Origin of the sequence: Clostridium hominis (genome assembly GCF_014287825.1) — a bacterium.
Lineage (GTDB): Bacteria > Bacillota > Clostridia > Clostridiales > Clostridiaceae > Clostridium > Clostridium hominis.
Genome location: NZ_JACOOO010000004.1, coordinates 267,492 through 282,598, shown reverse-complemented (window position 1 = coordinate 282,598; position 15,107 = coordinate 267,492). Strand labels below are relative to the sequence as shown.

General features: G+C 26.9%; 13 protein-coding genes and 2 riboswitches. Of the genes, 11 read left to right on the top strand and 2 right to left on the bottom strand.

What is annotated here, in order from left to right; genetic code table 11:
• Window positions 1-474: 474 nt before the first annotated feature.
• Entirely contained in the window at window positions 475-2,199 is a 1,725-nt protein-coding gene (locus H8S20_RS03090; RefSeq protein WP_186859258.1) for a sensor histidine kinase, read from the bottom strand.
• 203 nt (window positions 2,200-2,402) lie between these two features.
• Here H8S20_RS03090 and H8S20_RS03085 point away from each other — a divergent pair, with 203 nt between their 5' ends.
• The 6 genes from H8S20_RS03085 (at window position 2,403) to H8S20_RS03060 (ending at window position 9,469) form a co-directional block, all read left to right on the top strand.
• Window positions 2,403-3,113: a LytR/AlgR family response regulator transcription factor gene (locus H8S20_RS03085; RefSeq protein ID WP_186859257.1), complete on the top strand. Its 711-nt coding sequence runs from the start codon at window positions 2,403-2,405 to the stop codon at window positions 3,111-3,113.
• Window positions 3,114-3,300: 187 nt separating this feature from the next.
• Entirely contained in the window at window positions 3,301-4,590 is a 1,290-nt protein-coding gene (locus H8S20_RS03080) for a sensor histidine kinase (protein ID WP_032119824.1), read from the top strand.
• Window positions 4,591-4,784: 194 nt separating this feature from the next.
• Entirely contained in the window at window positions 4,785-5,636 is an 852-nt protein-coding gene (locus H8S20_RS03075) for a DegV family protein (protein WP_032119823.1), read from the top strand.
• A 230-nt stretch (window positions 5,637-5,866) separates the two neighbouring features.
• Complete coding sequence (locus H8S20_RS03070) at window positions 5,867-6,667, top strand: TMEM164 family acyltransferase (protein WP_186859256.1); 801 nt, start codon at window positions 5,867-5,869, stop codon at window positions 6,665-6,667.
• A 306-nt stretch (window positions 6,668-6,973) separates the two neighbouring features.
• Entirely contained in the window at window positions 6,974-8,356 is a 1,383-nt protein-coding gene (locus tag H8S20_RS03065) for an MATE family efflux transporter (protein WP_186859255.1), read from the top strand.
• 153 nt (window positions 8,357-8,509) lie between these two features.
• Complete coding sequence (locus H8S20_RS03060) at window positions 8,510-9,469, top strand: tRNA dihydrouridine synthase (protein ID WP_186859254.1); 960 nt, start codon at window positions 8,510-8,512, stop codon at window positions 9,467-9,469.
• Between the two features lie 66 nt (window positions 9,470-9,535).
• On the opposite strand, the gene H8S20_RS03055 is transcribed toward H8S20_RS03060, so the two are convergent.
• Window positions 9,536-10,492, bottom strand: coding sequence for an alpha/beta hydrolase (locus tag H8S20_RS03055; protein ID WP_186859253.1), 957 nt, complete (start codon window positions 10,490-10,492; stop codon window positions 9,536-9,538).
• 194 nt (window positions 10,493-10,686) lie between these two features.
• A riboswitch (TPP riboswitch) is annotated at window positions 10,687-10,798 on the top strand.
• A 346-nt stretch (window positions 10,799-11,144) separates the two neighbouring features.
• Here H8S20_RS03055 and thiW point away from each other — a divergent pair.
• The 5 genes from thiW (at window position 11,145) to H8S20_RS03030 (ending at window position 15,107) form a co-directional block, all read left to right on the top strand.
• Window positions 11,145-11,687, top strand: coding sequence for an energy coupling factor transporter S component ThiW (thiW, locus tag H8S20_RS03050; RefSeq protein WP_032119988.1), 543 nt, complete (start codon window positions 11,145-11,147; stop codon window positions 11,685-11,687).
• A 4-nt stretch (window positions 11,688-11,691) separates the two neighbouring features.
• On the top strand, window positions 11,692-12,504 hold the full coding sequence (thiM, locus tag H8S20_RS03045; protein WP_032119987.1) for a hydroxyethylthiazole kinase: 813 nt from the start codon (window positions 11,692-11,694) through the stop codon (window positions 12,502-12,504).
• Complete coding sequence (gene thiE, locus H8S20_RS03040) at window positions 12,494-13,135, top strand: thiamine phosphate synthase (RefSeq protein ID WP_032119818.1); 642 nt, start codon at window positions 12,494-12,496, stop codon at window positions 13,133-13,135. The genes thiM and thiE overlap by 11 nt, the downstream gene beginning before the upstream one ends.
• Before the next feature lie 146 nt (window positions 13,136-13,281).
• A complete protein-coding gene (locus H8S20_RS03035) occupies window positions 13,282-14,028 on the top strand; it encodes a TatD family hydrolase (RefSeq protein ID WP_243177484.1) in 747 nt (248 codons plus the stop codon).
• A gap of 66 nt (window positions 14,029-14,094) precedes the next feature.
• Window positions 14,095-14,198: riboswitch (TPP riboswitch) on the top strand.
• Between the two features lie 135 nt (window positions 14,199-14,333).
• On the top strand, window positions 14,334-15,107 hold the full coding sequence (locus H8S20_RS03030; protein ID WP_032119817.1) for an ABC transporter permease: 774 nt from the start codon (window positions 14,334-14,336) through the stop codon (window positions 15,105-15,107).

Here is a 15,107-nt window from a genome sequence, read left to right as displayed (position 1 = left end):
TTATTAGAATAATATTTACATACTAAATAGCTCATGCATAAATATAAAAAAATCTACTTTAGTGATAATAAAAATTAGTGAAGAGGTTAATAAAAGTGAACATAAAGATATTAGTTATAGAAGATGAAAGAGATATAAGAGAGGGAATAAGTGAGTATTTATGATATTACCATATTCTATAGAGATAAGTTTAGTTATTTCACTATTTGCATCCTATATAATACATGTTATTCGTTATTTAATTTTATATTTCTTTCACACTGAGTTGATAATATCTAGTCATGAAGATAGAAAAGAGTTAGATTTTTAATTTGGAAAGGGAAGATTATTGATGAAGGAAAATCTGAAAAATTCTCTTGTGAATATGTTAAAGAGTTAAAATACTTAGCTCAAAAATTTTTTTAAAATCAAAACCGTACAGTTTTCTGTACGGTTCTATTTAATTGGGATATATTAGTGTTAAATAATTTTATATTATATTGAATACACATCTGAAAATTCAATATGACATTTTTCAATTTTTGATGAAGAAGTTTCTGTACCTAAAGTTTGAATTCTCTCATCAGCACATAACTTTATTGGTAAATAAAAAATGAACTCTGCACCATTTTTAAAGTTAGGATTAACCCATATTTCACCACTATGCAATTCTATAAAAGACTTACACAAAAACAAGCCTATTCCAGTTCCTTGATTTTTTTTAGTAAATAACTCATCGCTTTGAATGAATCTACTGAATATTTTTTTTGAATCATCTATAGAAATTTCAGGACCATTATTCTGAACATGTACAAAAAGTTTTTTGTTATCATGGTCTGTAGAAATTTTTACTTTTATTTCGCCATTTTCATCTGTGAATTTTAATGAATTAGAGATTAAGTTTAAAATTACCTTTTCTATTTTATCAGGATCACATGATAAGAAAACTTCTTCTTCATCAGTATCAAAAATTATTTCTTTATTATTTTGATCTAGATAATCACAGGTTGATAATACTATATTCTCAATAACATTTATTATGTTACAGTTAACTAATATTAAGTCATTAAAATTATTTTCTAACTTGCTACTATCTAGCACATTATTAGTAAGTCTTAATAGTCTATAAGAGTTTTGTTTTAAAATAGTAAGATATTTTAATAGTGTGGCATTATCAATCTCATAATTATCAGATAATAATTTTAAAAGTAATTGAATACTTGAAAGTATAATGTTTATAGGCGTTTTGAACTCATGAGAAAGAGTTGCAAAATAATTCATTTTACTTAAAAGTATTTCAGGAGAATATTCAGCTGACACCATATCGTTCTTCTTAAAGACATACTTTTCAAATTCGTTTGTGACATTAAAGCTTACTAGAAGAGAACTGATATTATCACATATTTCTTTAATAAAACCTTCATTATGTATCTGGTATTTAGTAAGATTATCATAAGTTATATGTAAAATACCTACTAGTTTATTTGCAAAGCATAATGATTTTATTATAAAAGATGAAGTGTTTTTTTCTAAACATTCTTTTTTATAATGATTAGAGAAGATTGAGTTTATATATTCGGTATCATTAAATGAATTTGTTATATTATTAAATTTAGATATAATAGAGTAATTAACATCAATGAGAATATTTTCTTCAAAAACATTATCATTAATAGTAGATGATGCATAAGACTTAATTGTTACACTGTTGCTATCAAATAAGAATAGGTCTATATCTGATGCATCAAGTATATTAGCAAACTTATTTAACATTTCAACTATGAAATCAGTATAATTGCTTTCAATATTAGTATTAGTTTTTTTACAAGTAATCTTTTTAAAGTTTATATTTGTAGTACTATTTAAGTTAACTTGTCTTGAAATAGAAGCAATTTTTTCGGATTTAGGTATTGGAAGTTTATAAATACTAAATATTTCATTTTTGCTTTTATTTATTCCAAATTCTTCTGTGAGTACAGGAGTTATTTCTTTTAGAGCTTTTTTATCTGTTGATAAAGCTTTTATAGCTTCATCATTATTTTTTAGATCAAAATCACTTTTACCTATAATCTGATATTTTTCTAATCCTGAAATGTTAGCAGCGAATTTATTAGTATAAATATATTTTCCTTCACTGTCCTTTATAAATACACTGCAAGGTAAGTTATCTAGAATAGTTTCTAAATCTTCTATAGTATATAATCGATTACTTTTGCTCATTGCTATCTCCATTTAATACATTAAAAATTTTCTTTAACAATATAACATAAAATTACAATAATTTATTTTTTTGTTAATAAAAAGACTGTTTATGTACATAAATAGCACTATAAAAATTTAATATATTTTTTATTATGAAATTATAGCGTGAGTTGATATAATATACACGTCAATATATAAGAGTTATGACTTGTGGGGGTAAAATGTTTAGAGTAGCAATATGTGAAGATGACAAATATCAAGTTGATATTAATAAGCTTCTTATTAATAAGTGGGGAGAAAAAAGGAGCATAGACGTAAGTATAAAGGAGTTTTATTCTGCAGAAGAGTTTATTATTAAAAATGAGAGTAGTTTAAGCTACGATTGTATAATAATAGATGTAGGATTAAAGAAGATTAATGGAATAGAATTGGCGAGAATAATAAGGGAAGAAAATAAAGATATTAGCATCATTTTTGTTAGTGGATTAGAAAAGTATATATCTTATGGATACGATTTTGATGCGATACATTATTTGATTAAACCATTGAATGCAGAAAAGTTTTCAAGATGTTTAAATAAAGCATGGAGCAGAAAATCTTTGTATAAAGAAGAAAAAGAAATTATTACGATTAAGAAATTCGGAGATATTATAAATTTAAAATATAGCGATATATTATACTGTGAGTCATACCAACATTATGTAGAGATTAATACTATTAGGAGTAAAATAAGAGTTAAAAAGAAAATATCAGATTTAGAAAAAGAATTAGATGAAAAGTTATTTATAAGAACACATAGATCATACATAGCAAATATATCATATACAAAGGAAATAAAGAAAAATAGTATAGTATTAAAAAATGGTGTTGAGATTCCAGTAAGTAAAATGAAAAAAAATCAAGTTAAAGATTTATATTTTAAATATTTTTAATAAAAAACCTTATATTTTATAATGTTAAAATATAAGGTTTTTTTATTAATATATATTTTTATGAACTATTTAATATCGTTAATGAAAAGAATAAATTTAATAATTTAAAGTGGTATATAATATTTTCAGCTTTATATTATGGTTGTTTAAAGTTATATAATTGAATATTAGGAGTGTACTAAAGATAATGAAATTATTATGTTATGTTTTCAGAGCCACAATTTGTATATTTAATATATGCACTAGCTTATGGTTTTTAGATAATGTATTAGTTTGCGACAGTGAAATTAGAAGGAAGAATAAATTTATATTTTGTTCATTGATTTTATTGATAATAATAGTAGGAGAGGAAATTGGAATTTTCCTAGCTATAATATGGTATTATAGTGTGCTATTTATTTATGCAATTTATATAAAAGCTAAAGTGAATTTATCAAATGTTTTTTGGATAACTCAATCTGTTTCAAATTGTTTATGTGTATTTATATTAACATATATTTTTGGTGCATTTTTTGAAAAATGCACCTTTCTAGAATTCTATAATGCTAATTCGTTATTAAAGCAAACTATATTTTTCTTTTCAGTTTTATTTAGAATTAAAATTATAAAAGTTAATATAAAGAATAGGTTTATTATTGATAATCTTAGTAATAATCAGAAGGTAATATCTATTTTAGTATTTCTTATTATACAATTCTTCTTAATTATTACTTTAAAGGGTAGTGTAGTGATTAATAATCCTGTAACATTTTATGAGGGGATTTTAGTTATATTACTATTTGGAGTTGATATATTTTTTTATAAAATTTTAACATTTCTTTCTAAAGAAATTGAAGAGAAGTATTTATTAGAAATGAGTGTTAAACAAAATGAGTTAGAAGAAAGGTATATAAATGAAATCTCTCAAATATATACTGATATAAAATCATGGAAGCATGATTATAGAAATAATATAAATGTAATCTGTAATTTAGCTATAGAAAATAAGCATGAAGAGTTATTTAAGTATATTGAAGAGTTTGATAAAGAAATAATGGTTGCTGAAGCGGTAATTTATACTGGAGTTTTTCTTATAGATTCTGTAGTAACATCTAAGTACTTATATGGGAGTAGTAGGGGGATTAAATTTAATATAAATACCGAGAAAATAGAAAAAGGAAAAATTTCAGATTTTGATATTAATATAATACTGAGTAATATATTAGATAATGCTATAGAGGGAGCATTAAGAGCTAAAGAAAAGAAAGTAGATATCAATATATATGAAAGAGATAATAATATTGTTTTTAAAATAAGAAATACATTTGATGGATACATAGAAAAATTCAATGGTAGTTATTTGACAACAAAAGAAGAAAATCTTCATGGCTTAGGGATAAATAGAGTAAATAAAGTTATTAGTAAATATAATGGAATGCTCTATATGAATGATGAGAATAATATTTTTGAAAGTAAAGTGATAATTCCTATAAAATAAATTACAGTAATTAACTTGATGAAAAATTATTAAATAGAACTACAAATAGGTTTGTACTATTTTTATTGAATATCTTATTTACTCGAGATAAAAGTTAGAATAGCTTAGATTAATATGTAAGTAATAGATTTGGTTTAACAAAATAATTATTTAGGATATAATAGAGCTATAATATATAATAAGGAGTAAGGAATATGGGGATTAAAATAGTAACAGATAGTACATCGTATATTCCAAGTGAATATATTGAAAAATATGATATTAAAGTAGTTTCTTTAAACGTTATTATGAATGGAGTAAGCAAAAGAGAAGTTGATATAGATAACAAATATTTTTATAAAGAAATGGATGAATCAAATGAGGTTCCTAAATCATCTCAACCTATTCCACAAGAAATGATAGATATTTTTAAAGGAATAGTTGAAGCAGGAGATTCTATAGTAGGTATATTCTTATCATCAAAAATGAGTGGAACCTATTCTACTGCAAATATGGTGAAGGAAATGATATTAGAAGAATATCCAAATGCTGATATACGCATACTTGATTCTAAAACTAATTGTATGCAAATGGGATTTGCTGCTATAGAAGCAGCAAAGGCTTCTGCTGAAGGAAAAAGTATTAACGAGGTAATATCTACAGCAGAGCATGTATTTAATAATAGTAGATTTTTATTTACACCAGAAACTTTAGATTACTTAAAGAAAGGTGGAAGAATAGGGGGAGCGGCAGCCTTATTCGGAAATATACTTCAAATAAGACCTATACTTACAGTTGTAGATGGTGAAACTTCTGTATTTAAGAAGGTTAGAACCAGAAAAAAAGTTATAGATGAAATAGTTAAAGAAGTATTAGTCGATATAAAAGCTAATGGGTTAGGTGATGTTATTGTTCATCATATAAACTGTGAAGAAGACGGTTTAAAGTTAGCTAAAGTTTTAGAAGAAAAACTATCTAGGAAAGTAGGTATACAATCTATAGGTCCTGTTATAGGGCTTCATGTAGGCCCAGGAAGTATAGGAATTGCATATTATACAAGAGCTTAATTAACTGAATATAAGATTTTTATCTAAAAAAGATTTTATAAAAAGTTCTCTAATATTTTTGGAGAACTTTTTTTCTTTTTGAATCATAAATAAATTATTAAAGGTGTATTAGAAATGTTTACAAAAATGTAATTTGAACAGTTAGTATGTTTGTGTTAAGTTTTCACTATACAATAATTGCCACATATGAAAGGGTAAAGTTAGTAATTATGAAAGTGGGAAGAGGTTAAATGTATTTATTGAATCAATTTTGGTCGCCAAGAAAGCTATATGAACCTTGTGGAATGTTTACTAATGGACATATTCAGCTATTACTATTAAGTATGTTTATATTAAGTATTCTACTATTTAAATCTAAAAAGATAACAGATAGTCAAATAATTAAGGTAACAAAGGTTTTTGCAGTACTTATTAGTGCTTTAGAAGTAATTAAAATTTATTTTAATTTTCACTATGGATATACATGGATAAATGCATGGTTTCCTATGTCGTATTGTTCTTTATTTATATATGCATTATGGCTAAGTGGATATGGAAAAGGAAAGTATAAGAAAATGGGGGAAGGTTTTATTGCTGGCGTGGCTATAGTAGCTGGTGGAACATATTTATTAATTCCTTCTACAGCATTAACTATGTACCCAGTATGGCATTATTTATGTATGTATAGTATGTTATTCCATACCTTAATGATTTATATGGGAATATTATATATTTGGAAAAAAGAAGTTAATTTAAATATGAGTATATATAAAATGTACTCGGCATTTTTTTTACTTTTTGCAGCAATAGCAATTACAATAAATAGTGTATTTGAAAGTAATTTAATGTTTCTTAGAGAACCTTCTAGTATTCCTGTTCCGTTACTTCATACATTATATAACAATAGCGAATTAGGATATACATTTTTAGTTTTTATTGTATATTTATTTATACCATATTTTGCAACTACTTATATAAGTAAAGCTATAAGGAGAGCGAAATTAAACAAACAGCTTGAGTATGATGAAGAAGTAGTAAGCTTAGTTAATTAGAATAAAAAGTCAAATCTATGATAATAAAGTAATGAATATTATATAACTGAAAAACCTAAAGCAAATAATAGATATTATCTATAATTTGTTTTAGGTTTTTTGTTTCCGGAAAATTACAATTAAATTTAAGAAAAAATGTGATAAGGATTTTGTTGCAGACTCAACATTCTGATGATATATTAGTATAGTTGTAAAAAAGATAATTACTGACAAGTTGAAAGGTTATAAGGAAGTAACAAAAATAACGTAAAAAAATTACTTGAAAAAGTATATAGTAACATAGATAAACAAAAGAGGAGGAGAAGTATGTCTAAGGAAAAGGATATATTAGGAACAGAGTCTATAGGTAAATTATTAATAAAGTATTCAATACCAGCTATTATTGGTATGATGGTAAATGCTCTTTATAACGTAGTTGACAGAATGTTTATAGGTAATATACCAGGGGTTGGGCCAATGGCTATAACAGGACTTGGCGTAACATTACCAATAATGACTATACTAGTTGCTTTTGGTACACTTATAGGAGTTGGTGCTACAACAAAAGTATCAATAAAATTAGGTGAAGGAAAAAGAGATGATGCAGAAAAGATTATAGGTAATTCTTTTACATTAACAATAATATTAAGTATTGTAATTACAGTATTTGGATTACTATTTCTAAATAACATATTAACTATGTTTGGAGCAAGTGAAAATACTATTGTGTATGCAAAAGATTATATGATTGTAATTTTAGCAGGTACAATATTCAATATGTTCTCAAGTATATTTGGTAACATAGTAAGAGGCGATGGTAATCCGAAGCTTTCAGCTGTTATTATGTCAGTAGGATGTATTACTAATATAATTTTAGATGCAGTATTTATATTTGTGTTTAATATGGGAATACAAGGAGCTGCAATTGCAACTGTAATAGCTCAAGCAATTTCAACAATATTAGGACTTATGTATTATTTAAGAGGAAAATCTAATGTAAAGTTTAAAAAAGAAAATTTAAAATTATACAAATCTAGTGTTACTGGAATACTAATAATTGGAGTATCCCCTTTTGCAATGCAATTAGCAACTAGTATAGTTCAACTTATATATAATTTCTCATTAAAAACATATGGTGGGGACTTAGCAATAGGAGCTATGGCAACTGTAAATTCAATAAGCATGATGTTTGTAATGCCTGCCTTTGGATTTGTACAAGCTATGCAACCAATAGTTGGATACAACTATGGAGCTAAGAGATATGACAGAGCTAAAAAGACATTAAAAATAAGTTTAATTGCTGCTACGATTGTATTCATAGCAGGATACTTATTAACTCAATTTACACCAGAAATGTTAGTTGGAGTATTTAACAAAGATCCTGAATTGATGGGATTAACAATAAATGGATTAAGAAAATACACTCTTGCAATGCCTGTAATAGGAATATCAATAGTAGGAACTTACTATATACAGTCAACAGGAAAAGCAAAGATGTCTATGTTATTAAGTTTATTAAGACAAGTAATAATATTGATACCTTTAATTGCAATATTGCCTAGATTTTTTGGAGTAAATGGTGCTTGGTTTGCACAACCTATTGCGGATGTTATAGCATCTGTTGTAACAGGAGTAGTTTTATTTAATGAAGTTAGAAGATATTCAAAAATTGAAGAAGATGAATTAATTGAAGAAGTAAAAGTTGCATAAATAAAAACGGACTACATCAAAGTTAAGGTAATTTTGATGTAGTTTTTTTGTAATAGGCTTAACTCATAGAAGATTGACAAATAATATAAGTAGATAAGAAAAAATAAGGCTGATATAATATTGCAGAGAATGTTTATTTAAAGGAGCAACCAGATGAAATTTTATTTAGCACCAATGGAAGGTATAACAGTACATATATATAGAAACTCTTTCGAAAAGTATTTTGGGAATATTGATAAGTATTTTACTCCATTTATAGTTCCTAATAATAGTAAGAGTTTAAAGACAAAGGAATTAAGAGATCTTTTACCGGAAAATAACAAAGGATTAAATATAGTGCCTCAAATACTTACTAATGACGCGGAAGGATTTATTACTACAGCTAGAAAGCTACAACAATTAGGATATGATGAAATTAATTTGAATTTAGGTTGTCCTGCAGGCACAGTTGTAGGGAAAAATAGGGGTTCAGGATTTTTAGCATTAAAGGATGAACTAGATAGATTTTTAGATGAAATATATAAGATGGATGATATGAAAATTTCCATAAAAACTAGGCTTGGTAAGAATTCACCAGATGAATTCTATGATATTATAAATATTTATAATAAGTATCCGTTAGAAGAACTTATAGTGCATGCTAGAACTAGGGATGATTTTTATGGAAATAAACCCAATTTTGAAATCTTCAAACATGGAGTTGAGGTAAGTAAGGCTCCTATATGTTATAATGGGGATATTTTTAAAGTTGGAGATTATAATAATTTTGTGAAAGCATTTCCAGAAGTAGACAATATAATGATTGGAAGAGGAGTATTAGCAAATCCAGGATTAGTTAATGAAATAAAGGGAATGCCTGGTGTTGACAAAAAGATATTAAAAGATTTTCATGATGAAGTATTCAATACTTATAGAGAGGTATTCCAAGAAGATAAGAACGCTATGTATAGAATGAAAGAAGTATGGGGTTACATGATTTATATGTTCTCAGATAATAAAAAATATGCTAAGAAGATTAAAAAGGCTCAAAAAGTAGCGGATTATAATCATGCAGTTGAAAGCTTATTTGCAGAGCAAGATATAATAAAGGGGTCCGGATTCTTTAGGGATTAAGTAAAAAGAACCAAGTTAGTATATTAGAGAATATATACATAACTTGGTTCTTTTTTATAAAGTCTTTTAATTATTTTTTATATATTTATTTGTAAAATCATAAATTGTTGTCCAATAAGTTTTAGGATCAACTTCAGAAGCTTTAGCATGTCCAGCATCTTTGATTGTTAACATTTCTTTTTCAGAGTTAGTAGCATTATAAAGTTCCTCCATCATAAAGTAAGGAACAAAATCATCTTGATCTCCGTGAATATATAGTATTGGAGTTTTAGATTTCTTTACTTGCTCTATAGCAGAAGCATCTTTTATTGAATAACCAGCTCTTATTTGACCTACTAAAGAGGAAATATTAAGAATTGGGAACTCTGGCAATGAGAACAAACTATCTAATTGATAGGCAAATTGGTCCCAAACTGATGTATAGCCACAGTCAGCAATTATTGCTTTTACATTAGTAGGTAGTTCTTCACCAGAGGTCATAGCTACTGTAGCTGCACCCATAGAAACTCCATGTAATACTATTTCAGCATCTTTATTATCTTCTAATATGTAATTTATCCAAGAGATAATATCTAATCTATCATCCCAACCCATTCCTATATAGGCGCCTTCGCTTGAGCCATGCCCTCTTAAGTCAGGTATTAAAACATTATATCCCATATCATAATATTTTTTAGCATATGAACTAACCCTTAAACCTTCACTTGTATAACCATGAACTGCTATAACCCATTTGTTTGATTCAGTTTCATTTTTTACTTGATAACTATGAAGCTTTAAATTATCTGAAGAAGTTATATATTCATCAGTATAGTTAGAGGCATTTAACAACCAATCAATATCGCCTTCTAATACTTGGCCACTTGTTGCTTCTTGTTCTTCAGGAGTTCCAAATATTATATCTTTAGGAGTATCAGGATTTAAAGCTAGATTATAAAAATAGTTTCCTATAAAACCTAATGATACTAATATTACAGATATAATAATACCTGAAGCTATTCCAAAAATCTTTTTTTTACTCATTTTACTCTCCTTTGTTGCAAACATTAAGAATGTCAAATTATTTGAAATAAGAATTTAAGTAATGATATTCTATCATGGTTAAAAGGTTATGTAAAATTAAATAATAGTGAACAAAAGATTAATAAATTTAGAGTGATAATATGGAATATATTGACCAATTAACTGATAGATGATAATATAAATTTAACAAAATAATACAGAGCTAGGGGAGCTATAATTTGGATAGCTGAGAAAAGAGCCATAACTTAAAGACCCTAATAACCTGATTAAGGTAATTCTTACGAAGGGAAGCTTTTAGTTAATATAAATGATATTAATTGGATTGGTTATAAGCTTTCTTACTTTTGTGAGAAAGCTTTTTGTTTTATAACTATAATTTAGCCTATAAAGAATTTTCTTTGCAACTTGAGGGGGAGCGCCCTGAGGTTGTTTAGGCAGAACAAATAAATAGCGAGGGAGCTCGTGTTTCGAGATGAGAGGTAGCTAGTTAGCTACGACCGATTAAAAAGGGGATTATGTCCTTTCTTTTACATGCTATTTATTTGTTAGAAATTATTCTTTTAGCAATATTTATTTTAAGGAAGGACAAGTCTTGATTTTATTAGTAATTAAGCAAAAGCTTAAAATAACAATGTTAAAAGGAGAAGTTAAGATGAGAAATAATTCAAAAGTATTAAGAACTGTATTTTTATCAATTATGGTAGCAATAGGAGTAGTAATATCTCCAATTTTAAGGATTGAGGGAATGTGTCCAACAGCTCATTTAATAAATGTTGTATGTGCTGTATTTATGGGACCATGGTATTCACTTTTATGTGCAACATTAATAGGTGTTATTAGAATGATGTTTATGGGAATACCTCCACTAGCATTAACTGGAGCGGTGTTTGGAGCATTTTTATCAGGCGTATTCTACAGAATGTCTAATGGGAAAATTATATTTGCTGTATTAGGAGAAATTTTTGGTACTGGAATTATTGGGGCTATAGTTTCATATCCTGTAATGACTTTCTTAGTTGGAAAAGAAGGATTAACAGCATTTTTCTATGTTCCAATGTTTGTTAGTGCAACTATTTTAGGTGGAGGTATGGCATATATTTTCTTAATAGCACTAAGAAAGACAGGAATGCTTGTTAAAATTCAAGACAGATTAGGTTGTGGAATATATGATAGAAAAAAAGTTTGTATTAAGTAAGTTAATAGAAATAAAAAATAGTGTTATACAAGAAAAGCCTCTGATACACTGCATAACTAATCATATAACAATTAATGATTGTGCAAATGTTGTTTTAGCTGTAGGTGGTAAACCTATTATGGCTGAACATTGTGATGAAGTTTCTGGTATTACAGCTTCAGCTAAATCATTAGCTGTGAATCTTGGGAATATAAGTGATAATAGAATGAAGTCAATTATGATTTCTGGAATAAGAGCTAGAGAAGAAGGTATACCTTCAATTATTGATATTGTAGGTGTTAGTTGTAGTAAATTAAGGCTAGGATTTGCACTAGAATTTATAGATAGGTGTAAACCAAGTGTTATTAAAGGAAATATGTCTGAAATAAAGGCAATCTATGGTCTTAATACAAGATCAAAAGGCGTTGATGTAAGTGAGGAAGATGTTACAACTGAAGATACTATTAAAAACAATATTGATATAGTAAGAGAGCTTGCAATAAAAACAAATTCAGTTGTAGTTGCATCAGGAGCTATAGATATTGTAAGTGATGGAAATGAAACTTACATAATTGAAAATGGATGTGAAGAGCTTTCTAAAATAACGGGAACAGGATGCATGTTAAATGTATTAATTGCTACCTGTATAAGCACTAAGGATATTATTAATGGTTCTATTCTAGGAACTGTAATAATGGGTGTTAGTGGAGAGTTTTCTAGAAATGCTAGAGGAACAGGCTCTTTTAAAATAGAATTATTAGATAATATTTCAACTATTAAAGTAGAAGAGATTTTAGAAAATATAAAGATAAGAATGGTGGGTAAAGATGAATTTTGATTGTAGTTTATATTTAGTAACCGATAGTACAGGCCTAGATGAAAGAGACTTTTTAAGAAGAGTAGAAGAAGCTTGTGCTGCTGGAGTTACATTAGTGCAGCTAAGAGAAAAAGAAAGGTATGGAAGGGAATATCTTAACTTAGCAATGAAGGTTAAAGAAATAACCGACAAATATAATATTCCTTTGATAATAGATGATAGAATAGATATAGCAATGGCTATAGATGCAGCAGGAGTTCATGTTGGTCAAAGTGATATAAATGTTAGATATGCAAGAAAGCTATTAGGAGAAAATAAGATAGTTGGAGCTACCACTAAAACTATTGAACAGGCTAAAGAAGCTGTAAGTGAGGGTGCTGATTACTTAGGAGTAGGTGCTATTTATCCAACGACTACAAAAGTTACAACAGTAATAACAGAAGTTTCAACATTAAGCAATATATGTGAAGTAGTAGATATACCTGTTGTAGCTATTGGTGGATTAAATGAGAATAATTGTGATGTCCTGATAGGAAGTAAAATTAGTGGAATAGCTGTAGTATCTGCAATTATGAAGGCTAAAGATATTAAAGAGGCTACAAAGAGATTAAAAGAAAAAGTAAATAGTATTAAGATAGGAAAGATGTATTAGAAGAGAGTTGTGTAACTAAATCAGATTTCTGTATGAATTTTCTTATAATTATTAATGTTTACTAATATTATAAAAAATTAGATTTAATATATATATAATAAGAAGATAAATAAAATAATGATATAGAAATTGAGAGAGATAAAAAAATGAAAAGAAGTATGTATATAGATGCTCATAATCATTTGGATTTTTATAATGATAATATCGATAGAGCAATAAAAGATATAAATGAAAATAAAATAATTACTTTAGCTAATAGTATGGATATTAATAGTTATAATTTAAATAAAAAGTATAGTAAAAAAAGTAAATTTATTATTCCGACATTTGGAATACATCCAAATAGTGTAGGTAGTTTTAAAGGCAAACTAAAAGAATTAATTCCATATATAGAAGAAAGTAAGCTTATTGGAGAAATTGGATTAGACTTCTTATGGGTAGAAGATAGAACTTTAGATGAAAAGCAAAGGGAAATATATTATTTTATTTTAGAAGAAAGTGCTAAAAGAAATAAATACATATCTATTCATACTAAAAATGCAGAGGAAGAGGTTTATAATTCACTTAAAAAGCTTGAATATAATAAGGTAATAATACATTGGTATAGTGGACCTTTAGAGATTTTAGAAAAGTTTATAGAATTAGGATGCTATTTTACTATAAGTGTTGATATTGGATATTCAAATTTAACTGAAAAGATATTAATGAAAATTCCAATAGATAAGCTCTTAGTAGAAACAGATGGACCGACTGCATTGGAGTGGGTTAGTGGAGAATATGGATATCCAAGTGAAATAAAAAATGTTGTTAAAAAGATAGCTCATATAAAGAAAATTAGTGAAGAAGAGCTTATTAATATAATTTATGATAATTTTAATAGAATATTAAATTAATAATTATTATCATTGACAAAATATATAAAAGTCATTTAATATGAGGTGAAAGACAAATTTTATAAAAGAACTTATCTGGGGAGGCTATTAAGCCTGAGAGGAATTGAAAATTCGACCCATAATAACCTGATTTGGATAATGCCAACGTAGGAAGATAGTAAATAGATATAGAGTTATTTAAGAATTATCGAGCGTATAGTTTTCAATGAAGGGAAACTATACGTTTTTTTATTTAAGTGAGATTCAAAATTTAAATAGTATGTTTCATCTAATAATTTAGATTCTAAATGAAAGGAGTAAAGCAAATGAAAAAGAATAAAACTATATTAGATATTAGTTTGCCAATAATATTCTCAATATCACTAATTATTATTTGGGAGCTAATAATTAAGGTTTTAGAAATAGAAAAATATATAATGCCTGCACCAAGTGACATAATAAAGGCTCTTTATGAAAACTTTGGAGCAATGATGCCTCATATTATTGCAACTTTGTTTGAAAGTGTAGTTGGATTTGGGATAGCTGTATTATTAGCATTAATATTAGCAATAATTATGGATTTATTACCAATGGTGAAAAAGGCTATTTATCCAGTTTTTATAATATCTCAAACTGTTCCAGTTATAGCATTAGCACCGCTATTTATAATATGGTTTGGTTTTGGAGCATTACCTAAAATAATTGTAGTTGTAATAGTATGTTTCTTTCCTATAGTAATAAGTATTTCCGATGGGTTAGAAGGTGTAGATAAAGATTTAATTAATCATTTTAAACTTATGGGAGCATCTAAATTAAAGAGATTTTTCCACTTAAAGCTTCCTTATGGAATAATAAATTTCTTTTCTGGACTTAGAATTGCTGCAACTTATAGTATTATGGGTGCAGTAATTGGTGAATGGCTTGGTGGAGATAAGGGACTTGGAGTATATATGACAAGAGCTCGAAGCACATATGCTTTAGATAAAATGTTTGCAGCTATAGTGGTTATCGTGCTTATGAGTATGATTATGTTTTACATAATAGGTAAAGTTGAAAAGGTATTAACACCTTGGAATAGGGAAAATAAAATAAAAAAATAA